Raw genomic sequence first — 22,647 nt, 5'->3', positions numbered from 1 at the left:
TCATTATGAAAAAAAATACAAAAAGAACGCTCGTTATCGCAGCCATTGTTATAGTGGTTGGCGGTATTTGGTTCGTTACTACTAAAAAGAAAGAAAAACCTGTGGTGCTGCCTACCGAAGTGCCAACCTATGGTTATATAGCCCAAACAGTTACGGCAACGGGTACCATTCAACCTGTGGATACCGTAGCGGTAGGTACCCAGGTATCGGGAATCGTTAAAGTGATTAACGCCGACTTTAATTCCAAAGTAAAAAAAGGCCAGCTATTGGCGCAGTTGGATAAATCGCTTTTGCAGGCAACGGTCGATCAGGCCAGTGCTACCTTGCGCACACAGCAAAGCCAACTGGTTTACAACCAGAATTTTTATAACCGGCAAAAGTTGTTGTACAGCAGCGGCTCAATTAGTAAGCAAGATTATGAGTCGGCTTTAAACAATTTTAATTCATCAAAAGCGGCGGTGGATAATGCTGCCGCTGCATTGCGCTCGGCTGAAAAAAACCTGTCGTATACCGATATTTATTCGCCCGTAGACGGTGTGGTGCTTTCGCGAAGTGTAAGCCTCGGCCAAACGGTTGCAGCGGCATTTAGTACGCCCACGCTTTTTGTGATTGCTAAAGATATTTCAAAAATGCAGGTACAGGCAGATGTGGACGAGGCCGATATAGGCAATGTAAAAAAGGGCAACCGCGTTAGTTTTACAGTGGATGCTTATATAGATGACGTATTTAAAGGGACGGTGTCTGACATTCGCCTGCACCCGAAAAGTACATCAAATGTGGTGACCTATACAACCGTCATCTATGCCCCTAATGACAGCCTGATGCTTAAGCCAGGGATGACGGCCAACATCAACGTTTATACCAAGGAGACGAATAACGCCTTGTTGGTAAGTTCTAAGTCGCTGAATTTTGCTCCGGATTCGTCGCTAAAGAAACAATTTACATTAAAACCAATGCCGCAGGCTAATAGCAGTAATGCTGTTAAAGGGCCTGGGAAACCAGGAAGCGTGTGGCTAAAAAAAGGAAAAGAACTCATACAAACGCCGGTGCGCTACGGCCTTGATGACAATACACACGCCGAAATCCTGTCGGGATTGACTTTAAAAGACACTGTAGTATCCTCGCTGCCTGTTCCTGTACAGGCTGAAACAGGTACATCTATTTTACCAAGCCCGGGCGGTGCCGATAAAAACAAAAAGCCGTAATGAAAAAGATCTTAGAATTGCATGACATTAAACGGGAGTTTCAGATGGGATCGGAAATTGTGCGGGCACTTAAAGGGGTAACATTTGATGTATTTGCCGGCGAATTTGTAACCATTATGGGTAGTAGCGGATCGGGCAAAACCACCTTGCTGAATACCCTGGGCTGCCTGGATAAACCCAGTAGCGGAAGTTACTTCCTTGACGGAGTATCTGTGCGCGAACAAAACCGAGACCAACTCGCCAAACTTCGTAATGAGAAGATCGGCTTTGTATTTCAGTCCTACAACCTGCTGCCAAGGACCACGGCTTTAGAGAATGTGGAACTGCCGCTGTTTTATAATCCAAAAGTAACGGCTGCCGAACGCCGGGAACGGGCAACAATAGCCCTGCAAGCTGTAAAACTTGCCGACCGGATGAATCACCTGCCCAATGAAATGTCGGGCGGGCAACAGCAGCGTGTAGCCATTGCCCGTGCCCTGGTGAACGAGCCGGTGATGATACTGGCCGACGAAGCAACCGGTAACCTGGATACCCGTACATCATACGAGATCATGGCTTTGATGCAGGACCTGAACCAAAGCCAGGGCAAAACCATTGTTTTTGTGACGCACGAACCAGACATTGCCGCATTTAGCAGCCGTACTATTGTGCTGAAGGATGGGCGTGTGGTAAAAGACCAGGCTAATCAGCAGGTCCGTTCAGCTAAAGACATGCTGGCCGCGTTGCCCATAACCGAAGATTATCACTTATGAAAATTTTGAATTTGATCAGGCTGGCGCTACTGGCCCTGCAACGCAATAAGTTAAGGGCTGTGCTAACCATGTTGGGTATTATTATTGGGGTGGCCGCCGTTATTACTATCGGCGCTATTGGCGCGGGCTCAACCGCGAGCATACATAATTCGCTGTCAAGCATGGGGTCTAACCTCGTTATGGTGATGCCCAATAGCAATGCACCGGGCGGCGCGCGTTTGCAGGGGGCTAATGTAGAAACGCTGACCGAAAAGGATTTTGTTGCCTTACAAAAGGAATCCACTTATATAAGTGCCATATCGCCTTCATCACAATCTAAAGGGCAGGCTATAAACGGTTCGCTCAACTGGCCCACCACCATTGAGGGCGTTAGCGGGGATTACCTCGCCATCAAAAACATATCGCTCAAAGACGGTAAAATGTTTGCCGACCGTGATGTACACACTTATGCTAAAGTTTGCCTGCTGGGGCAAACTGTGGTAGATAATTTATTTGCAAAAGGTGTAGATCCGATTGGCAAGGTCATCCGCTTTAACAAGATTCCTTTCCAGGTTATCGGCATACTGAACAAAAAGGGGCAGAATACTTTCGGACAGGACCAGGACGATATTATCCTGGCACCTTATACTACCGTTCAGAAAAGAATTATTGCATCTATCTATTTCGGCAGCTTTAATGCGTCTGCAAAGGCCGAAAATCTTTCGCAGGCTGCAGCCGATGAAATGGCGAAGATACTCCGAAAAACACATCGCCTGCGTGCAACCGAAGACAATGATTTTACGGTACGTACCCAAGCCGAGCTGATACAAACCCTAAGCTCAATAACTACGTTGCTAACTGCGTTATTAACCGCTATAGCAGCTATATCGCTAATTATTGGTGGCATAGGTATTATGAATATCATGTATGTTTCGGTAACCGAACGTACAAAAGAGATTGGCTTGCGCATGGCGGTAGGCGCGCGTGGCAGGGATATCCTTAATCAGTTTTTAACCGAGGCCATCATCATTAGCGTTACCGGCGGTCTTATCGGTATTTTGATTGGCGAAACCCTGGCCTTTGTTATTTCTAACGCATTGCACTGGGAACCGATCATCGACAAGGGCTCGATTATTGAAGCATTTGGCTTTTGTACGGTAATAGGCGTTTTCTTTGGTTATTATCCGGCACTAAAAGCTTCGAGGCTCGACCCTATAGAGGCTTTGCGATATGAATAAATTTAATATCACCAATAAATCCTTAAAAGCTATGAAAATTAAAAAACTAATTCCCACACTGATGGCGATGGCCATTGTAACTTTTGTTTGTGCGGCCACTGATATAGGCGGCCATTGGAAAGGTTCTATCAATGATCAAATTGAGGTTGCCTACGATTTTAAAGTAGATGGGCAAAAGCTAAGCGGCAGCACTAAAGGCCCCGACGGCAACACCGTTCAATTAACTGATGGCTGGTTTAAGGACGACAGCCTGGCGTTTACTTTACCCATTATGGACCAGCAGTTTAAAATGACCGGGAAGGTAAAAAGCCCTGAAGAGATTGTGCTATACATGAAGGGCGGACCGATGGGTGATATGAGTTATGTGATCAAAAAAACAAAATAATTTAGGAACCGGGCTGACGCCAGCTCTTCATGAAATTGCCGAATGCCTGCCGGTAAGGATCTGATACCGGTATGGCAGCCCGGCCAACCTGTACTGATGTTTTGGTTACGGCGGTAACTTTATCTATGGCTACGATGAAGGAACGGTGCAGGCGCACAAAATGGCTGCCCGGCAGTTTCTGCTCCACTACTTTTAAGGTCATCAGCGTCTTTACCGGGTTGGGTTGGTCTTGCAAAAAGATTCTGATATAGTCAGCCATGCTTTCCACGTAGAGAATCTGCGCTATATCTATCCGTACCAGTTGATAATTGGCATATACATGAAGGTATTGCGGCTCGTTATCCTGCTCCAGTAAGTTAAAATATTCGAGGGCCCTATTGGCCGCACGCGTAAAATCAGCAAAACTGAAGGGTTTTAGCAAATAATCCAGCGCGGCAAGCTTGTGCCCGTCCAGCGCGTACTGGTCAAAAGCGGTTGTAAAAACAATGCGCACCGATCGCCGGTTATCCCCCTGGTCAACTATACCGGCAAACTCCAGGCCGTTCAGGTCGGCCATCCTGATGTCTAAAAAAACGAGCCGTACTTCCGGATGCTCTTTTAAAACGGTCAGGGCTGTTACGGCGCTTGCGCATTTATCAACCAGTTTCAGGAAGGGGGTCTTAGTTACATAGGCGGCAATCATCTCTAGGGCCACCGGCTCATCATCAACGGCTATACAGTGAATGGTCATGTCAAAGTTATTTGAAGTTCTATCCTGAATTCCTCAAGCTCATGGTCTTCTTTAACATTGAGCTTGTATTTGCCCGGATAAATCAGCTCCAGGCGGCGGCGCGTATTGGCTAGTCCTATTCCGCTACCCTCGTCTGTTTCCTTTGCCGGTTCTGCAAATAAAGTATTTCGTACCTCAAACCGAAAACTTTCCTGGCATAACTGTGCAGATATGTAAATATAGCTCGGTTGTACCGTACTGATGCCATGTTTAAAGGCGTTTTCTACAAAAGGAAGCAACAGCATTGGCGAAAGCGGAATGTTAAGCGGGCCTGCGGGCTGGTTAAAAACAACGGTTACGTGTGGGGGCAGGCGCAATTGCATTAATTGGCGATAGCTATCTATCAGGCGTAACTCTTTTTCCAGGGTGGTTACCTGATGCCGGGTTTCGTATAACACATAGCGCATCATATGCGATAGGGTGTAAATTGCTTCGCGGGCCCGGTCTGTATCAATCTCGGTGAGCCCGTAAATGGTATGCAATACATTGAAAAAGAAATGCGGGTTAATTTGTGAGCGTAAAACCGCCAGTTCGCCGGCTATGCGGTCGTTCTCTAACGATTTTTCCTTTAACAGGTCAGCCTGCACTTTCCCGGTAACGGATATAATAATAGCTATCCCTATAACGATCATGGTGATGATCATAATACTGAGGTCGCCCACGGGCGTATAACGAACGTCAACAGGGCGTTTCGGCGCAAACCTGTGGAGCAAGCCCGGCAGGTCCATCAGTTTATCGGCCTGGTGATTTAATACCGGAACGGCGATACAGATGAGAAAAACAAGCAGTGCAAAAATTCCCCCGCGGTTGTTATAAAGCAGCCTGGGGACGAGTACCCGGAGATGGAGGTAAAATATGCCCACCAGGGTAGCATATAAAACTAATTGCTTGGTCCAGATTTGTATGGGCAACGAAGCAGTGATGGTAAGCGGTACACAGGTAAAAACCAGCAAGCCCAATAGCACCGCAAAGTGTACCGAAAAGATAATGGACCGCAAACGGGTTATTTTTGAAAGAGATAACACGGTACAAATTACCGGCTTTTAATTTCAAAACCAAAGTAACCCTGTTCATCCTAGTGGCGTTTCTATAGTAACATATCGCCTTTCTGTCGACACTTGACTGCAAGAATCGCGGACGCAATATTTTTAAATTACAAACGCAAAGAGTATCAATTGCTTAATTTGATACTCTTTGCGTTTGTAATTTAAATAAAAACTTGATAATGCCGGTTTAGCTCATTTTTTAAAAGCGAATTGCTTTACCATCCGGGGTTTTGCGCACTAAATGGGATACCGGGGTTAAGTGTTATTTCGGTAACTGGTATAGGGAATAAGGTATCGCGGTTGCTCACGTTTTTGTAAGGCTGCACCGCACTTGCCCTGCCGGTATAGCCATAAGTTGATGATGCCGAAGCATTTGGCGCTTGTACTGGTATTACAGTTACCAAATTGGCTACCGTACTTAGAAAATTGCCCCAGCGAAACAGGTCGAGCTTGCGATGGCCTTCGCCACCCAACTCCCTTGAGCGCTCGTCCATAATGGTTTGGCGAAATACCGCTTTGCTTGTATACTGTGCAGGCAATAGGTCGGCATCTGTTAAACTACTTATGGTTACCGTTGCTGCGCCGCCGCTGCCCACGCCATTTGCGCTGGTAATAGTTACCGTTGGTGCAGATGTATAAAATGCACCGGGATCAGTAATGGTTATCGCTGTTATTTTGCCGCTGGTTAAGGTTGTTGTAGCTGTTGCAGCTTTTGTTGCGCCGCCGCCGGTAATGGTAACTGTAGGTGCAACGGTATAGCCTGTACCCGCGTTTGTAATGGTTACGCTATTTACATTGCGGCCTATCAGTACGTTGCCATAAGCACGTTCCCTAACCAGGTTTACGTAGTTAATGCTATTTGTGGTGGGGCCGTTTACTTCGTTATCAGCTTCGGCGGCCATTAATAAAACATCGGCATAGCGTAGTAAAGGCCAGTTGGTTGGGCCAACATTTTTAACATTTATAATAGCCGCGTTTTGATAACTGCGGCGCCATTTGGCTAAGTATCTTCCCCATGTTGATGCTGCGGGGGTAGTGATTGTGCCCTTGCTTGCATCGTTGCCCGAGTAATAAAATGGAGTAATCGTCCAATCGCGGCGCAAATCGCCTTTACCAAACAAATTGTAGTAAGTACCTAAGCATTCGTATTGCCCCTGCATAAAACCGTAATCGATATTGGTATTGTTAATGCCAAGGGTTGATCCAAAGCGCTCGTAATTGCGATAAATTCCGGCTACGTCGCGGTAAAACTCAACCTCCCAAATGCATTCCTTAATATCCTCAACATCCTGGCTCTCGTTAATGAATATTTGTTTATAGTCCGTGTTTAAGCTATGAATACCACTGCTTATTACTTTTTGTGCCCATGTTGCCGCCTGCGGATAATAGCTGGCGTCGGCCAAACGGCCGGCAGCATGTAAACAAACCCGCGATAATACACCCTCTACGCCGGTTTTTGAGATGCGTCCGTTATTGTTCCAAACTGCCGAAGTGTTAACAAGGCCCTCGGCGGTTGTCATATCTTTGATGATCTGCGCATAAACTTGTTTTTTAGGTGTACGCGGAAAGTTAACATCGGTAACACCTTGTGTAGATTTTAGCTTTAAAGGAACATCGCCCCAATAACTCACCAGTATAAAGTGATAGTAAGCGCGTAAAAACAAGGTTTCGCCTCTGATCTCGTCTTTGGTAGCTTGTGCTACCGGCGATTGGTCTAAATTTTCCAATAGTAAATTCGCCCGCTCAATACCAGTGTAAAGGTCGTTCCAGCAGTTGATAAAGTTGGCATACGATGGGCTGGCGTTATAAACCGATGCCGCAATAGAGCTTGAACTGCGCAAATAATACTCATCATTAGATGCATTGGCTTCCAGCGATAAAAAGCGGGAGTAGGTTGCTTCATCGGTGTTGCCCAATTCGGAGTAAGCCGCCGCGAGCGCCGCGGTTAGCTGCTCTGGCGTACTATAATAGGTTTGTGGCGCAACTGAATCCTGCGGAAGCTGCGTTAAAAACTTTTTGCAGGATGTAGTAGCACTTAACGCGATAACGGAAATGAGGATACCTATATTTTTTTTCATTTGAATTTATGATTGATCAGTATTGGTTAGATAACTGATTGATTTTTGATTTGAAGTGATAACAGCACTTAAAAGGTTAAATTAAGCCCAAGCGTGATAACCTTGGCACGTGGGTAACCCGAGTAATCCATCCCCGTTGTTAAGGCCGAAGGGTACGAGTTTACTTCGGGGTCTAAACCAGAATACTTGGTTAAGGTATATAAATTTTGTGCCGAAGCATAAAGGCGAAGGGCTGCTAGGTTAGCCTTTTTTACCCATGCCGTTTTAAAAGTATAGCCAAGGTTAACGGTTTTTAAGCGTATAAATGAGCCATCTTCAACATCCCTAGAAGCATAATAGGCCGGTGATGCACCGCCTGCACCTGCCCGCGCATAAGTATTGCTCGGGTTGTCTGGTTCCCACCTGTCGGCATAGCTGGCAAACTGGTTGGCACCTACCGTTACCGATACACCTGCGCCGCCTTCCATCAATAAACGGTTAACATTCATAATTTGGTTGCCATAGCTGTATTGCAAAAATACGTTCAGATCAAACCCTTTGTAAGTAAAATTATTAGAGAAACCGCCTATAAATTTAGGGTTTGGGTTGCCAATGGTGGTTAAATCGTTCACATCAATAACACCGTCGCCGTTAAGGTCTTTAAACTTCCACGCGCCGGGTGTTTTTAACACGGTTGATCCATAAGTTGGTATGCCGGGTTTCAAAACATACACGCCAGGCGATGTTTGGTTGTAATCGCTGGTTTGATAAACGCCATCAGATACCAGCCCGTAAAACATGCTAACCGGCTGGCCAACCTGCGCTATAAACGCCGGGCTTGCCGCAACAAAGTTGGCCCCGCTAAATTTAACAATGGTGTTTAAATACGATTGTCCGGATGTAAGCGACAAAACTTTAGTACGGTTGAACGAGATATTAAACGACGTATTCCAGGTAAAATCTTTATTGGTAATGTTTGCTGTTGATAAGGCAAATTCAAGCCCCCTGTTTTGTACCGACCCAACATTTTGAAACGCCGAAGCATAGCCGGTAACACCCGGCAGCGAAGCATTTAAAAGCAGGTTGGTGGTTTTTTTGTTGTAAACGTCGGCAGTAAAAGTGATGCGTTGGTTTAGTAATGATAGGTCGATACCTAAGTCGGCCTCAGCGGTATTCTCCCACTTTAAATTAGGATTAGCCAGGTTTAGCGGGTATGCACCGCTTATATATACGTTGCCCGGCGTATAAGCACCCGCCGCACCGCCCTGGCCAAGCAAAGCATAAGCCGCCTGGTCGTTTACGCGGTTATTACCGGTAATACCGTAGCTGGCGCGGATTTTGCCATCCGACAGGAATTTCAATGGCTTGGCAAAGTTTTCTTGCGAAAAACGCCATGCTAACGAACCGGATGGAAAATATCCCCAGATGTTACCATCTAAAAATTTAGATGATCCATCGGTACGAAAACTTGCCGTAGCCAGGTATTTAGAATCGTAGTTGTAATTTACCCTGCTTAAAAACGACACCAGCGTATTAGTCGATTTTGAGCTGGTGATGGAAAACGGCTGCCCCTGGCTTAAACCATTTACACCCAGGCTTTCGTTGGGTACCAGTATGGCCCCGCCGCCACTTGTAGAGGTGGTGTTTTGGCCCATAGTGAAACCAACCAAAACATTCAATGCGTGTTTGCGGGCAAATACTTTGTTATAGGTTAAAGTATTTTCGTTAACTAGGTTGGTAATATCGCCATAAGTTACCGAGCCGTTTGGCCCACCCTGCCCTAAAGTGCTGGTAGGGCTACCTAACCTCGAATTAGATGTATTAAACTGGTCGGCCTCAAGATGGCTGCTGTTGATGCCACCCGTTATTCTGAGTCGTAATTCGGGTATAAAGCTATAATCTAAATAGGCATTTGTGGTTATCAGCGTTTGGTAACGGTTACGCAGTTCGTTGTTTAAGGTTAGCACAGGGTTCCATTGATAGTTGGTTGACGATACCACATCAAGATCCTGGGCAGCTGTTAATAGTGAGTTCAGGTCTTCATTCGGCCCTGCAAGCGGTCTGTAACGCCATGTACTGATTAGTAAGGCATCATTGGTGGAGCTTACGCCGCCTACCTGGGTTCCGTTTGTTATCAGGTAACTGTAATTGCTATTAATGCCTACCTTTAATTTATCGGTTACATTCTGATCTAAAGTAAACCTTCCCTGGTAACGCTTAAAGCCCGATGCTATCACGGTTCCGTCTTGCCCCAGGAATGAGCCCGAAATGGTGTATTTAGTATCTTTATTACCACCTCTTATAGCCAGCGAATGGTTTTGCATAAGTGCCTTGCGGAATATTTGCTTTTGCCAGTCAATAGCCGGAGCATCACGATAACTTTCAAGGCTTTGTGTTCCTGTGGGATTGGTTGTAGGGTTGTAAATATTATACAGCACGCTGTTGGTAACCGAGTCTATTTCCAGCTGGTACTTTACGTAATTGTAGGGGTCCATTACTTTTACGGTACCGGTATTGTTTTGTATACCGTAATAAGTACTGTAAGTTACTACCGGCGGACCGCTTTTGCCGCGTTTTGTGGTAATGATGATTACACCATTAGCACCACGCGCACCGTAAATGGCGGTTGAGGATGCGTCCTTTAAAACTTCTATCGATTCGATATCCGCAGGGTCCAGAGCATTGTTATTATAGCCCTCTATCGGGAAACCATCAATTACATACAGTGGCGAGTTATCCTGTGTAACTGAGTTGCCGCCGCGGATCACGATAGCAGGCGAAGCACCGGGCTGCCCGTCGGGCGATGTTACCTGCACCCCCGCAACACGTCCTGCCAAAGCATCGTCGAACGATTTTACAGGTGCTTTGTTCAAATCGCCCATATCAACCGTTCCTACCGAGCCCGTCAGGTCTTTCCGTTTAGCCTGCCCGTAGCCCAATATAACAACCTCGTTAAGGCTTTTCGCTTCGTCTTTCAGGGCGATGTTTAGTACAATCTTACCACCTAAAGGCTGCTCGGCGGTAACAAAACCAATGTAGGTGAATACCAGCGTGGCGTTTTTATCCGCAACCGAAAGCTGATACTTTCCATCAATATTGGTGCTTGTACCATTGTTAGTACCCTTTACCCTAACGGCAACACCAATAAGCGGTTCGCCATGGCTATCCTTTACCGTACCGGCAACCATAATAGCTTTTTGGGCAAAAGCTGGTACAGAAAAAGCAGCTGGCAGTAAAAATATTAATAGTAAACACAGCGCATTGGCTTGCATTTTTAAGGGTTTTTTGTAGGCCTCAAAATACTTAACCAGCAAGCCGGTGGGTGTTTTGTAAAAAAGAGAGCATACTAATTTTAGTTTAAGTAAAGGTTTTATTTTCATAATGGAGGTATTGATCTTTGGTTGACCAATAATTGGTTGACCAAATTTAGAGATTAAATTTCCATTTCCAAATTTTTATGTGGCTTTTTTATTTTATTTATAATTTGCTGATAGTGTATACATTATAGTGCCTAAAGCTATAATTAAAAAGAAAAGTTCGTTTTATTATAAATTTGATATGGTGCATTTGTATAATTGAAAATTACTTGTACTTTTGGTGAACCAATTATTGGTGAACCAAAAATTAACCGCTTGAAAAATACGATCAGGAACTTACAGGCTATTCAGGTTGAATCGCCTGTAGATAAAATTATCCTTCAGTTAAAACAACTCATGACCTCCGGTCAGTTAAAACCCGGCGACCGCCTGCCTGCCGAAAGGCAACTTGCCGAAAGGCTTGGCGTTGGCCGCAGCTATGTACGCGAAGCCATTTTAAAGCTTGAGTTTTATGGATTATTACGAACATCGCCCCAAAGCGGAACTTATGTATCGGGCATGAGTATCAAAGTAATGGACAACCTGATAACTGATATTATTAAGTTTAATAAGGACGATTTTAGCGCACTGATAGAAGCGCGATATTATATAGAGCTTGATGCCGTAAGGCTTGCTGCCGAACGACGCACACAGCAAGACCTGCATGCCCTTAAAATAGCGATTGCGGATTATGAACTGAAGATATCGCAGGATGTTGACGCTGTTGAGGAAGATATGCTTTTCCACATCAAGATTGCAGAGTCGACCAAAAACTCGGTCATAGAATCAATGATGGTAGTTTTAATACCCGACCTTATCAAAAACATCATCGAAAGTAAGGTGTGCGGTAAAGATCGAGGAAAATTGGCGGTTAAAGAACACCGCTTAATTTTACAAGCCATTGAAGACCAAGACGTAGATGCCGCCGAAAATGCCATGGCTGCCCACCTCGACGAAGTTTTACAGGTTGCACGCACCGCTTTTGCAGCTAATCAAATTATAGGTAAACACTAACAATGAAATTATTACGCTATTTGCCTATCGCTTTGGCTTGCTGTTTCCCGGCGATATTACGTGCACAAGTGCAGGTACACCCAAACTTAATGTTGACCGAGGCGGGTATCCCGGCGGTTAAAAAAGGCATTGCAGAATACCCGCTGCTTAAAAAATCATTCGCCGATATCAAGGCTAAGGCTGATAAAGCCCTCGCCGAAAAAATGGACGTACCAACACCCAGAGACGGTGCCGGCGGATACACGCACGAGCAGCACAAAAACAACGCGGCCAATATCCTATCTTGCGGTATAGCCTTCCAGATGACGGGCGATGTAAAATATTCTACCTATATTAAGGATATATTGCTGCTGTATGCCGCCCAATATGAGCAATGGCCCAAGCATCCCAAGCAAAAAAGTAACCAGATACCCGGTAAGCTATTTTGGCAATGCCTGAATGATTTTGTATGGCAGGTAACCGTAATACAAGGTTACGATATGGCCTACAACAGCATTGCTGTTAAGGACAGGGCAACCATTGAGGAGCATTTGTTTGTGCCGATATTGAAATACTTTACGGAGGATTGTAAAGAAACCTTCAACCTTATCCACAATCACGGTACCTGGTGTTTGGCCGCGGTTGGTATTACCGCTTATGTGATACATAAACCCGAATACGTTGAAATGGCGCTAAAGGGATCTAACAGGGATGGTAAAACCGGATTTTTAAAACAACTGGAAGAACTATTTTCGCCAGATGGCTACTATACCGAAGGGCCTTACTATCAGCGTTATGCCATAATGCCTTTTGTTATCCTCGCAAAAGCCATACAGCAAAACCAGCCCGAACGCCAGATTTTTAAATATCGGGATAACATATTGGCCAAGGCTATTCACGCCGGTTTGCAATGTACCTATACTACCAATTATTTTTTCCCTATAAACGATGCAATGAAGGATAAGGATTTCGTTTCCGACGAAATGGTTTATGGTGTAGACATTGCTTACGCGGATATCCAGCCTGAAGCTGATCTGCTCGACATCGCCAAGAAGCAAAACAAGGTAGTGATTTCGGATGCCGGGTTGACCGTTGCTAAAGCCCTTGCCGATGGCAAAGCCCAGCCTTTTGGTTACAAAAGCCAATGGATGAGCGACGGGCCAAAGGGCGATGAAGGTGGTTTAGGCATATTGCGATACGGCACCAACGCATCACAGCAGTGTTTGCTACTCAAAGCCGCCGGGCAGGGTATGGGCCACGGCCACTTCGACAGGCTTGAGATTTTGTATTACGATAACGGATCAGAGATATTTTCCGACTATGGTTCAGCCCGGTTCGTCAACATCGAATCAAAATTTGGTGGTGATTACCTTCCCGAAAACAAAACCTGGGCCAAGCAAACCATCGCCCACAACACCGTTACGGTTGACCGGCAATCGCAGTTCGGCGCAGTTCTTAATAAAGCCCAACCTACGCACGCAAGCCTGTTACATTTTGAAGCCAAAGGTGATATACAAATTACAAGCGCCCGGGAAAACCAAGCCTACCCCGGCGTAGGCCTGTTGCGGAGCAGTATTTTATTTAAGCCCGACGGTGCCACCAAAGCTTTAATGATAGATGTTTTTCAGGTAAATGCCGCTGCCGAACATCAATACAGTTTGCCGTTCTGGTATCAGGGTGTTATCACCGATGCGTCGTTTAAATTCAGCGCCGTTACTAACGATTTGAAAGCTTTGGGCAGCGATAATGGCTTCCAGCATATTTGGTTCAATAGCGACAATGATGTTGCTAACCAAAGTAGCTACATAACCATGCTGAACGCCGAACACTTTTATACCACGCACTTTGTAGGTACATCGCCCATGAAGGTAAAACTGGTAACCGTGGGCGCGGGCGACCCTAATATGAACCTGCGTAATGAGCGTGGTTTTATCCTGGAGCAAAAGCAAGCCGGTTGCCAGGCATTCATCAGCATTACCGAAACACATGGCAGAACCGATGCTACCGCTGAAACTACTACAGGTGCTAAAAGCAACATAAGCAACCTGAAAGTTATTGGTAACGAAGCAGCCGAAACTACGTTTAGCTTTGCTGTAAAAGGCAAAACATACACCTGTAAATTGAATTACAGCAGTAAAGACAAATTTATCCAGATCAGTAAAAACTAACAATATGGCGCAAAGCGGTCTGTTCCAGATAGCGAACGAAATTAAATGGGAAACTCCCGCCGAAAAAGTTAAAAGGCAGGTGTTTGGCTACGATGATAAAATTATGCTGGTGAAAGCAAAATTTGAAACTGGTGGCATAGGCACGCTGCATCAGCACCCGCATTCGCAGGTAACTTACGTGGAGAGCGGTGTTTTTGAGATGCAGATAGGCGACGAAAAACGCATCATTAAACAAGGCGATGGCTATTATGTACCCCCCGAAGTGATACACGGTTGCGTTTGCATTGAAGCAGGTTTGTTGATAGATGTATTTAGCCCCTTAAGGGAAGACTTTATTTAACCAATTAACAACAAAATTATGAGAATGATATTATTTGTTGTTTTGTTATTGGTTGCGGGCGTGGCCAGGGCGCAAGAAAAGGATGCCGATACATCCAAGGCAAAAAAGGCAATTACAGTTCCGGCTGGTTTTACTAAACAGCTGGATGTGGTTTATACAAAAGTTGGCGATTGGGACGGCCGGATGGATATTTACACCCCGCCAAAGGTTAGCAAGCCAACGCCTGTTATTATCAACATACATGGCGGCGGCTGGAACCACGGCACCAAGGAAGAGCAAGGCGGTTTCGGCCCATTTTTTAAGGCAGGTTATGCCGTGGCTAATATAGAATACCGCTTGGTGCAGGTTGCCAAAGCACCCGGCTGCATTGAGGATACCCGCTGCGCTTTAATCTACCTCATTAAAAATGCCAAGGCCCTCAACATCGATATTAAAAAGATTGTGATTATGGGCAGTTCGGCAGGTGGGCATTTAGCTTTGATGGGCGGTTTGTTGGAAAACGACAATCGTTTTGATACCAATTGCCCCGGTACAGAACGTATTAAAGTTGCGGCCATTATAGACAAATTTGGAATTACCGATGTGTGGAACTGGGGTTACGGGCTGGTTATTCACAGTAAATCGGCAACAAACTGGCTTGGCACTCATGCTACTGACAAAGAATTTGCTATGACGGTTTCGCCGATAGCTTATGTAAAAAAGAGCAGTCCGCCGGTGTTTATTGTACATGGCAATGCCGATACCACGGTACCCTACCAACAATCCGTAGACCTGCATCAAAAACTGCTGGACACAGGTATAAAAACCGAGTTTATAACCGTTGACGGTGGTAAGCATGGCAACTTTACACCCGAAAAAACAAAAGAAATAAACGATGCCATACTAACCTTTTTAAAAGAGGTAGGCATTTAAAAGCAGAAGCTTAAAACCTAACAAAACAATACCCATGCCTGATTTTAGGGCATGGGCACAATATATTATTGTTTATTTTAAACCGGGACTATACGTGAAAATTAAAGGCTTACGCTGGTATATTATTGCCTTGATAGGACTGGCAACCGTGATTAATTATATCGATCGGAGTGCCATCAATATTATGTGGCCCTACATCTACAAAGAATTTGGCATTAGCGATGCGGGCAGCAAAAACGCACTGGCGCTTATCACCACATTCTTTATGATAGCCTATGCGTTAGGCCAAACATTTACGGGTAAGCTAATGGACGCCATTGGTACACGTTTGGGGATGGCTTTCTCTATTTTAGGATGGAGTATATCTATCGCCTTACATGCTTTGGCGAGGGGGTTGTTCTCGTTCAATATCTTTAGGTTTATGCTTGGCTTTAGCGAGGCCGGAAACTGGCCTGGTGCCACAAAAAGCAATGCCGAGTGGTTTCCTGCAAAAGAAAGGGCTATAGCACAAGGCATCTTTGGCGCGGGCGCGTCGTTGGGCTCGGTCATAGCGGCACCGGTTATAGCTTTGTTATTTGTTGCATTAGGCTGGAAATTAACCTTTGCCTGTGTGGCCGTTTTAGGTGTTCTTTGGGTAATCCCATGGCTGGTGATCAACAAAAACACGCCCGACAAACATCCCTGGATCACACCAGAAGAGCGGCAATATATTTTATCCACTAATACAAAAAATCCCTTTCCTGTTCCGCAAACGGTTTATACCTGGCGCGAGCTATTAAAATTTAACAATACATGGGGCATTATTTTAGGTCGTTTTTTTATCGATCCTGTTTGGTGGTTGTTTGTTACCTGGTTGCCTACCTTTTTAAAAGAGCAATTCCTTTTTGATATTAAACAAATAGCGGGCTTTACATGGATACCTTACCTGGTGGCCGCCTGTGGCAGCTTACTTGGCGGATACTATTCATCGGTGATGATACGGCGGGGCAATGATGCGGCCAAATCGCGCAAAAGGGCCATCACTATTGGCTGTGTATTTATGTTGGTAGGCTTGGTTGGCATCGTTATTTACCTGCCCGATTTAAAAAGCCATCCCGGTTTAGCTATGACGCTTATCAGCATAACCCTCTTTGGTTTCCAATTCCTTATCAATAATTTACAAACCCTGCCATCTGATTATTTTAATGGTAAAAACGTAGGCACGGTAGCGGGTATGGGTGGCACGGCAGCGGTTGTGGGTACATTATTCACTACCTGGGCAGTACCGGTTATAACACAAACCAGTTATACTTCCTTTTTTATACTTGGTGCTGTGCTTGTACCTATAGCATGGCTTTCAGTAACATTCATTTCATCCAAAAACCTTAAAAACTAAAAAATATGCGTTTAAAAAACAAAGTTGCCATTGTAACCGGCGGTGCCCGTGATATTGGCCGTGCGGTATCTGTTAAACTTGCTGCCGAAGGTGCCAAAGTTGTGGTAAACTATTTTAGGCAAGCCAATGATGCCGACGAAACGCTGGCCCAGATAAAAAGCAATGGCGGCGAGGCCATTGCCGTGTATGGCGATATGACTAACACCCACGATGTAGCGGCACTAATAGATAAAGCCCGTGAAGCTTTCGGCGATGAGATTCACATCCTGGTGAATGTTGCCGGCGGTTTGGTTGCACGCAAACCTACTGCCGAAATTGACGATGACTTTTGGGACTTTGTGTTCGATCTTAACGTAAAATCAGCATTTAAGTCGTCAAAAGCTGTTTTACCCTTTATGCCTGCCGGTAGCTCCATTATTAATTTTTCATCCCTTGCCGGGCGAGACGGCGGCGGGCCGGGCGCATCGGTGTATGCTACTGCTAAAGGCGCATTATTAACCTATACACGTGCACTTGCAAAAGAATTAGGCCCAAAAGGTATCCGCGTTAATGGTGTAGCGCCGGGAATGATAGCAACCAGTTTTCATGATACATTTTCAAAGCCCGAAGTGCGCAGCAACGTAGCCAACGCCACGCCGCTTCGCCGCGAAGGTAAAGCCAGTGAAGTTGCCGACCTGGTATGCTACCTGGCAAGCGATGAATCGAGCTTTGTAACAGGTACAAATATTGACATTAACGGTGGGTTGGCGTTTTCGTAGAACGCGTATTCAGGAATGCAACTGATTGCTTATACCCGATAAACCAATTTCATTGACGCCTGTTGACCAATTTTATCATAACCACCTTTAGTGCCTATCTTTAGGCTTTTAGCGGGAGAAAGTAAATTGGCGAAGAGGGATCAATGAAAATGGTTTGTTCAATTAAGCCTGAAATCATTTTCTTAATAACCCAATGCTTTTTGAGTTATTAAGAATTCTGACAGCAGAACGGAGACTGTCAGAGAGTTATCAGCAATCCTCTTCAGCGGATAGGCAGTTTCATAATGATTTCCAAACCCCGCTCCGCTGTGCTGTAATAACAATTCGAAATTTTACTCCGGTTGCCCGCATCATCATAAGGGGATAGTTTTGTTGCCAGCTGCCGCGACAGGATAAACAAATGTACAAATGCAATAAAACGGACCTGGTTATTACAACTTCTTAGCTGATGTTCGATGATATCAAGTTCAGCTGCAATAGCCTCTGTGACGGTTTGTTTAATAGCTATCGCCGGAAACGGAGCCGGGGCTTTGAGAAAATGACAGATAGCCCCTGCCTGATCCATGTAATTACAGTGGAACTCCACCAGCATTTTCCAGAAGGTGTCTATGTTTCCAGCATATTTGCCCCGTTTACGCTTCTGGCACCGGATATAATCGCCAAGGGTATCAAAAGCATTGATCAGGCAAACTGCGATGAGATTATTCAGGTTGTAAAAAAGATGAATAACGTTGCTTTCGGTTACCTTGGCCAATGATGCTATTTGCTTGACAGATACTTGTTCGATTTGATTTTTACAGATCAGCATAGTGGTCACGTCGACAATATGCTGTCTGACTTTATCAGGCGGGAGCGGGGAAATATTTGTGGTTATCACCTTAATTTGATTAGTTAGAAGTTTTAGTTTCAGAAATCCTTCCTATCGAATAATCGTAAGCTGCTTTTTTAACCTTAAAATCGGTAAAAGCGGTAGTCAAGGTCCCGTCTGCCTGTTGATATGCGGCTTGCGCATCCAGTACATCACTTACAGCACTTAACCCAGCCTTGTAATTGTCCTCATTAACCTTCAGGTTTTCAGTTGCCTGTATCAGGTTTTCTTTTGCGTAGTTTATCTGCGTCAACGCATCTTTTAGGTCATACCAGTATTTTAAAATACCTACCTGTAGTTGGTTGCTGCCGTCGCGCAAATTATTCTGGGCAACTTGTTCGCTTATCTTCCGCTGTTTAATTTTTTGGCGGTTGCCTCCCCAAAGGCTTTCAGATATTGGGATGCTGAGGGTGCCGAAAGCCAACGGTGTAAACGAACTGCTGAAAGCGCCATTAAAGGAACCTAATTGCGAAGCGCTCATGCCTACCGATAAGCTAGGCAAATTGTCGGCTTTGGTAAGCCTTGTTTGCAGGTTGCTGCTTTTTACCTGTAACGCCAGTAAACGGTAACTATTGATATTAGACAGTGCAGTGTCGGGTTTTACACCCGGCAATACCGGGTTGGTAGCTTTGTTTAGTGTGTCTTGCATCACCATAAGCGAATCAAACGGCATACCGGTGTAAACCGAGAAATCAAACAGGGCAAGCATGCGGCCGTTATTTAGCTTGCTTTTGTTTACCATTAGCTGGCTGAGCTGAACTTTAACCTTAAGCAGGTCGTTCCGGGCAATAAGGCCCGATGCCAGCATATCCTTTTGCATTTTAAGGATACTGTTTAACAAGTTTTCATTTGCTTTAATGGTTTTACTTTGCTCCTGCAGGTTAACAATGTTCCAGTACTTTTGCTCTGTTAGCAGCAATACCGAGTCTGTAGACTGGCGGGCCAGTATTTTGCTGGCCTCAACCTTTAATGCTGCAAGCTGGTTGCTGGTCATGATTTTGCCGCCCGCATAAATACTTTGGGTACCCGTAACTCCAACTGTATAAACGTTGTTGATGCCCTTGTCTAGTAAGCCGGGAATTGCCGGAACAATATCTTTGAACCCGTAAAGCGCCAGGCCAGTACCGCTTACACTGGGCAGGTAGTTGGCTTTAGCCGATTTGACGCCGGCCTCTGCCGAGTTAATGCTCAACTCGCCGTTTTTTATAGCGTTACTGTAAGCCAGGGCCGCTTGTTTGCTCTGCTCCAGGGATACCGGGTGCTGCTGTGCGCTTGCCGCATGCAGCGTAAATAGAAATATGATTGAAAATAGGAAGGGTTTCATGATGATAATTGTTTTTTTGAATTATGCGACTTGCGGATTAGTTTCACCTTTAACCTCATCTTCTTTCCTGAAAAACAACCAGTAAAGGGTTGGTAAAACAAAAAGGGTAAGCAGCATAGATATTAATAAGCCGAAGCAGATAACGGTACCAAGCGGCCCCCAAAGCGGTGATCCGCTGATAATCATGGGGGTAACGCCTACAGCCGCAGCCGACGATGTTAAAAATATGGGCCTCATCCGTCGTTCGGCCGAGAGCGTTGCCGCCTCTTTTACGGTTTTGCCTTCATGCGCCCGTAGTTCTTCGGCATGGTCTATCAGGATGATCCCGTTACGGACAACGATTCCGCATAAAGCCAGCAAACCCAGGAAAGAAGTAAACCCAAACGGATAGCCTGTTACCAGCAAACCGAACGATGCGCCAAGCAAACTGAGCGGCATGGTGGTGATGCTCAGCAAAGCATGTTTCATCTTTTTAAAGTGCCATACCAGGATGAGGAAGATGAGTACGATGCTCATCAGCAACGCTGTTCCCATGGGGCCCTGGTTCTCCATTTGCAGTTCCAGCTCACCGCCATAGGCAATCTCAACGCCTTGTGGAAGTTTAAGCTTTTCAATTTCTGGCTGCATGCCAGCAAGAACGCTGTTGGCTACGGCATGCTGCGCCACATCCATCCTTACGGTGAGTGTACGGATGCTGTTACGCCTTACCACCTCACCATCGTGCCAGTCGGATGATATGCTGGCCACCTGCCTAAGCGGTACGTTGCTGTTGGTTTGCTGTGATGGGATATTCAGTTCCATCAAATTTGACGTGCTGGTTCTTAATGCCCTGGGCGCTTTTATTTTAACGTCAATCTGGTAGTTGCCCTCCCATACGCTTGTAGCTTTAATGCCGTCGGTATTCATGGCGATGGTATTGGCCACATCACTTTTAGTGAGCCCAAGCCTTGCTAGTTCCTGCGTTTTAATATCCAGCTTAATGCCTTGTTCCATTTCATTGTAGTCGGTACGCACCCAGGTTACCTGGCTGTTTTTCTTTCCAATAGCAATTACTTTGTCGCCAATGGCTTTTAAATCCTGGATGTTATCGCCCGAAATGCGAACCTCTATTGGGGCTGGCGCGCCTGCCATGTTTAGCTGCTTCATCCGTACATAAGCCGATGGGAATATATTGCTGTATTTAGGCGTATATTCAGCAATCATCTCCTCGGTAGCTTTATCGGATATGGTATTAACCAGTATCTGGGCATAGTTTTTGGCCGAAAGGTTTGGCGCATACACGGTATGGAAACGCGGCGAACTGGTGCCGATAAAGCTGGTGTAGTTAACAACCCTGTTATCCTTGCGCATAATGCGTTCCATACCCTTAATCACGCTATCTGTTTGCGCAAGGTTATAGCCGCTGGGCAAGTAAACCTCCATGGCAAACTGATTACGATCTATGGTAGGGAAAAGCTGCTGGGGTAGCCTGCTCATAAATAGCATACCGATAACCACAGACAGAACCCCAAACAGTACCGTGAGTTTGTAGTGTTTGATGGCGTTGCCGATATTTCTGTCGAAAAATGCCTGTAGATAGTCAAGCATTGATTTTTTTTCTTTGGGCTTATTCGGGTTGTGAAGCCCTTTCTTGATGAACAAGGTATTAAAGAAAGGTACCAGCATCATGGAAATGATAAGCGACAGCACGAGCGCGATGGTGATGGTTACCGGGAAAACGCTGATAAAGTCTTTAGCGGTACCTGTCATAAAAAACATCAGCGGAAAGAAGGTGGCCGATATGGCCAACGTGGCAGTGAAAACAGACGGAAATAACTCCTGGGCACTACTTTTGGCGGCTTCCCATACCGACATGCCATGATCTAATTTTTCCACATGATTGTCTATAACAACAATGGGGTCATCAACCACAATTCCAAGCACCACAATAAGCGCGGCCAGGGTAACCGTATCCAGTTCAATCCCGGCGAGGTACATAATACCCAAAGTTGCTGCTATGGTAATGGGGATAGTGGCCGCCGCTACCGCAGCCACCCTAAAAGGCAGCAACAACAGGGCAACGATAACTACCCCGATTAGCGCGAAACCAAACTCTTTCATAAAATGGGTGATGGATTCGTCAACCACTTCGGGTTGGTTGGCCAGCCTAACCAATTTAATATCGGGCGGTAAATGGGCGCTTACCTTGCTCAGTCGCTCTTCCAGTTCTTTACCAAATTGTACAATATTCTTACCCTTAACCATCTCCAGAGAAACAACGATGCTTTTGGTGCCGTTAGACGTGATATAACTGTCGGGCTCATCATATTCCCGCTTGATGGTAGCTATATCCCGAAGCCTCACAGGGTTGCCCTTGTCGTCTTTGCGCACAATTTGTTCGGCCAGGTCGGCCTCTGTTTTATAAAAGCTGCTCAGGTGGATAGGGCGATCTATTGTTTGCCCGTCCTCAGTTCCGGCAGCACTGATGGCTCCTTCGTTTTGAAGTACATTCATCAGCGCACCAGTTGTTACGCCATTTTGCAACAATTTGTTGTTATCAACATACACCCCAATCTGCTCATTTAAATTTCCGGTATGAGATATTTTGGCAACATTTTTAACATGCCGCAACTCAGCTTCAATCTCCTCCACGTTTTTTTGAAGTTCTTTGTAAGGGCGTGTAGATGATTCAACAGCCAGCAGCAATGCAGATGTATTACCAAAGTCGCTGTTCACCATAATGCCTTTTACCTCGCGTGGCAACTGCAAGGTAAGCACACCATTCTTTATCTTGTTCCAAAATGCTTTGGTATCCGGGCCATTAACCTGTTCAGATACTTCCAGGAAAATATACATCATACCGTCCTTGGAGTAGGAATACGTTTTTGTTTTATCAACCTCATTATTGCTGAACAAGTATTCTTCTACTTTCTTGGTGAGTTGTTCTTCTACCTGTGCAGAAGATGCGCCCGGGTAGAAGCCAACAATAACACCCTGCCTGATGGTAAAATCGGGAAATTCGTTGCGGGGCATGTTAAAAAGCCCTAAAATACCCAGCAGGAATAACACAGCTGCCAGCGTGATGGGCAACACGTGGTGGCGCATAGACCATTCGATCAAATTACTTTTTTTCTCTTCCATGG

General features: G+C 45.4%; 17 protein-coding genes. 10 read left to right on the top strand and 7 right to left on the bottom strand.

The genetic code is table 11. The features are described 5' to 3' along the window. Positions 1-5 precede the first annotated feature (5 nt). The 4 genes from BDD43_RS04455 to BDD43_RS04440 are packed head-to-tail and all read left to right on the top strand — an operon-like array spanning position 6 to position 3,559. A complete protein-coding gene (locus tag BDD43_RS04455; protein ID WP_121196609.1) occupies positions 6-1,205 on the top strand; it encodes an efflux RND transporter periplasmic adaptor subunit in 1,200 nt (399 codons plus the stop codon). After that, the gene (locus BDD43_RS04450; protein ID WP_121196608.1) at positions 1,205-1,957 is read left to right on the top strand and encodes an ABC transporter ATP-binding protein; all 753 of its coding nucleotides are present in this window, start codon (positions 1,205-1,207) and stop codon (positions 1,955-1,957) included. The genes BDD43_RS04455 and BDD43_RS04450 overlap by 1 nt, the downstream gene beginning before the upstream one ends. Further along, on the top strand, positions 1,954-3,174 hold the full coding sequence (locus BDD43_RS04445; RefSeq protein WP_121196607.1) for an ABC transporter permease: 1,221 nt from the start codon (positions 1,954-1,956) through the stop codon (positions 3,172-3,174). The genes BDD43_RS04450 and BDD43_RS04445 overlap by 4 nt, the downstream gene beginning before the upstream one ends. Then, positions 3,167-3,559 carry a hypothetical protein gene (locus BDD43_RS04440; RefSeq protein ID WP_121196606.1) on the top strand — a complete coding sequence of 131 codons (393 nt, stop codon included), beginning with the start codon at positions 3,167-3,169 and terminating at the stop codon, positions 3,557-3,559. Before BDD43_RS04445 ends, BDD43_RS04440 begins: the two co-directional genes overlap by 8 nt. A 1-nt stretch (position 3,560) precedes the next feature. Here BDD43_RS04440 and BDD43_RS04435 read toward each other — a convergent pair whose 3' ends face one another. From BDD43_RS04435 to BDD43_RS04420, 4 genes are all read right to left on the bottom strand, one after another. Further along, positions 3,561-4,289, bottom strand: a complete 729-nt coding sequence (locus tag BDD43_RS04435) for a LytR/AlgR family response regulator transcription factor (protein WP_121196605.1) — start codon at positions 4,287-4,289, stop codon at positions 3,561-3,563. Beyond that, positions 4,286-5,353, bottom strand: coding sequence for a sensor histidine kinase (locus BDD43_RS04430; protein WP_147425572.1), 1,068 nt, complete (start codon positions 5,351-5,353; stop codon positions 4,286-4,288). The genes BDD43_RS04435 and BDD43_RS04430 overlap by 4 nt, the downstream gene beginning before the upstream one ends. A 236-nt stretch (positions 5,354-5,589) precedes the next feature. Then, positions 5,590-7,452, bottom strand: a complete 1,863-nt coding sequence (locus tag BDD43_RS04425; protein ID WP_121196603.1) for a RagB/SusD family nutrient uptake outer membrane protein — start codon at positions 7,450-7,452, stop codon at positions 5,590-5,592. Positions 7,453-7,520: 68 nt separating this feature from the next. Further along, positions 7,521-10,811 (bottom strand): SusC/RagA family TonB-linked outer membrane protein, encoded by a 3,291-nt coding sequence (locus tag BDD43_RS04420; protein ID WP_246001455.1) that lies wholly within the window; start codon positions 10,809-10,811, stop codon positions 7,521-7,523. A 252-nt stretch (positions 10,812-11,063) separates the two neighbouring features. Between BDD43_RS04420 and BDD43_RS04415 the strand changes: the two genes are divergently transcribed. Genes BDD43_RS04415 through BDD43_RS04390 form a run of 6 tightly spaced genes read left to right on the top strand, consistent with a single transcriptional unit; the run spans position 11,064 to position 17,333 of the window. Next, positions 11,064-11,801 carry a FadR/GntR family transcriptional regulator gene (locus BDD43_RS04415; RefSeq protein ID WP_121201872.1) on the top strand — a complete coding sequence of 246 codons (738 nt, stop codon included), beginning with the start codon at positions 11,064-11,066 and terminating at the stop codon, positions 11,799-11,801. A 2-nt stretch (positions 11,802-11,803) separates the two neighbouring features. Next, positions 11,804-13,948 (top strand): heparinase II/III domain-containing protein, encoded by a 2,145-nt coding sequence (locus BDD43_RS04410; RefSeq protein ID WP_121196602.1) that lies wholly within the window; start codon positions 11,804-11,806, stop codon positions 13,946-13,948. A 4-nt stretch (positions 13,949-13,952) separates the two neighbouring features. Beyond that, positions 13,953-14,288: a cupin domain-containing protein gene (locus tag BDD43_RS04405; protein WP_121196601.1), complete on the top strand. Its 336-nt coding sequence runs from the start codon at positions 13,953-13,955 to the stop codon at positions 14,286-14,288. Between the two features lie 18 nt (positions 14,289-14,306). After that, positions 14,307-15,200, top strand: coding sequence for an alpha/beta hydrolase (locus BDD43_RS04400; RefSeq protein ID WP_121196600.1), 894 nt, complete (start codon positions 14,307-14,309; stop codon positions 15,198-15,200). A gap of 34 nt (positions 15,201-15,234) precedes the next feature. Beyond that, positions 15,235-16,575: an MFS transporter gene (locus tag BDD43_RS04395; RefSeq protein ID WP_246001452.1), complete on the top strand. Its 1,341-nt coding sequence runs from the start codon at positions 15,235-15,237 to the stop codon at positions 16,573-16,575. A 5-nt stretch (positions 16,576-16,580) separates the two neighbouring features. Beyond that, the gene (locus BDD43_RS04390) at positions 16,581-17,333 is read left to right on the top strand and encodes an SDR family NAD(P)-dependent oxidoreductase (RefSeq protein ID WP_121196599.1); all 753 of its coding nucleotides are present in this window, start codon (positions 16,581-16,583) and stop codon (positions 17,331-17,333) included. Between the two features lie 262 nt (positions 17,334-17,595). Here the strand turns inward: BDD43_RS04390 and BDD43_RS04385 are convergent, their stop codons facing one another. The 3 genes from BDD43_RS04385 to BDD43_RS04375 are packed head-to-tail and all read right to left on the bottom strand — an operon-like array spanning position 17,596 to position 22,645. Then, positions 17,596-18,210 carry a TetR/AcrR family transcriptional regulator gene (locus BDD43_RS04385; protein WP_147425571.1) on the bottom strand — a complete coding sequence of 205 codons (615 nt, stop codon included), beginning with the start codon at positions 18,208-18,210 and terminating at the stop codon, positions 17,596-17,598. A gap of 10 nt (positions 18,211-18,220) precedes the next feature. Further along, entirely contained in the window at positions 18,221-19,525 is a 1,305-nt protein-coding gene (locus BDD43_RS04380) for a TolC family protein (RefSeq protein ID WP_121196597.1), read from the bottom strand. A 21-nt stretch (positions 19,526-19,546) separates the two neighbouring features. Then, positions 19,547-22,645, bottom strand: a complete 3,099-nt coding sequence (locus BDD43_RS04375; RefSeq protein WP_121196596.1) for an efflux RND transporter permease subunit — start codon at positions 22,643-22,645, stop codon at positions 19,547-19,549. Positions 22,646-22,647 lie beyond the last annotated feature (2 nt).

The sequence above is a fragment of the Mucilaginibacter gracilis genome (assembly GCF_003633615.1).
GTDB lineage: Bacteria > Bacteroidota > Bacteroidia > Sphingobacteriales > Sphingobacteriaceae > Mucilaginibacter > Mucilaginibacter gracilis.
This window is presented reverse-complemented; position numbering and strand designations above follow the sequence as displayed.

Coding starts and splice junctions, on each gene's coding strand:
- BDD43_RS04435 (WP_121196605.1), bottom strand. CDS start 4,289: ATGACCATTCACTGTATAGCCGTTGATGATGAGCCGGTGGCCCTAGAG.
- BDD43_RS04410 (WP_121196602.1), top strand. CDS start 11,804: ATGAAATTATTACGCTATTTGCCTATCGCTTTGGCTTGCTGTTTCCCG.
- BDD43_RS04440 (WP_121196606.1), top strand. CDS start 3,167: ATGAATAAATTTAATATCACCAATAAATCCTTAAAAGCTATGAAAATT.
- BDD43_RS04445 (WP_121196607.1), top strand. CDS start 1,954: ATGAAAATTTTGAATTTGATCAGGCTGGCGCTACTGGCCCTGCAACGC.
- BDD43_RS04395 (WP_246001452.1), top strand. CDS start 15,235: ATGCCTGATTTTAGGGCATGGGCACAATATATTATTGTTTATTTTAAA.
- BDD43_RS04450 (WP_121196608.1), top strand. CDS start 1,205: ATGAAAAAGATCTTAGAATTGCATGACATTAAACGGGAGTTTCAGATG.
- BDD43_RS04405 (WP_121196601.1), top strand. CDS start 13,953: ATGGCGCAAAGCGGTCTGTTCCAGATAGCGAACGAAATTAAATGGGAA.
- BDD43_RS04420 (WP_246001455.1), bottom strand. CDS start 10,811: ATGAAAATAAAACCTTTACTTAAACTAAAATTAGTATGCTCTCTTTTT.
- BDD43_RS04390 (WP_121196599.1), top strand. CDS start 16,581: ATGCGTTTAAAAAACAAAGTTGCCATTGTAACCGGCGGTGCCCGTGAT.
- BDD43_RS04375 (WP_121196596.1), bottom strand. CDS start 22,645: ATGGAAGAGAAAAAAAGTAATTTGATCGAATGGTCTATGCGCCACCAC.
- BDD43_RS04425 (WP_121196603.1), bottom strand. CDS start 7,452: ATGAAAAAAAATATAGGTATCCTCATTTCCGTTATCGCGTTAAGTGCT.
- BDD43_RS04400 (WP_121196600.1), top strand. CDS start 14,307: ATGAGAATGATATTATTTGTTGTTTTGTTATTGGTTGCGGGCGTGGCC.
- BDD43_RS04380 (WP_121196597.1), bottom strand. CDS start 19,525: ATGAAACCCTTCCTATTTTCAATCATATTTCTATTTACGCTGCATGCG.
- BDD43_RS04455 (WP_121196609.1), top strand. CDS start 6: ATGAAAAAAAATACAAAAAGAACGCTCGTTATCGCAGCCATTGTTATA.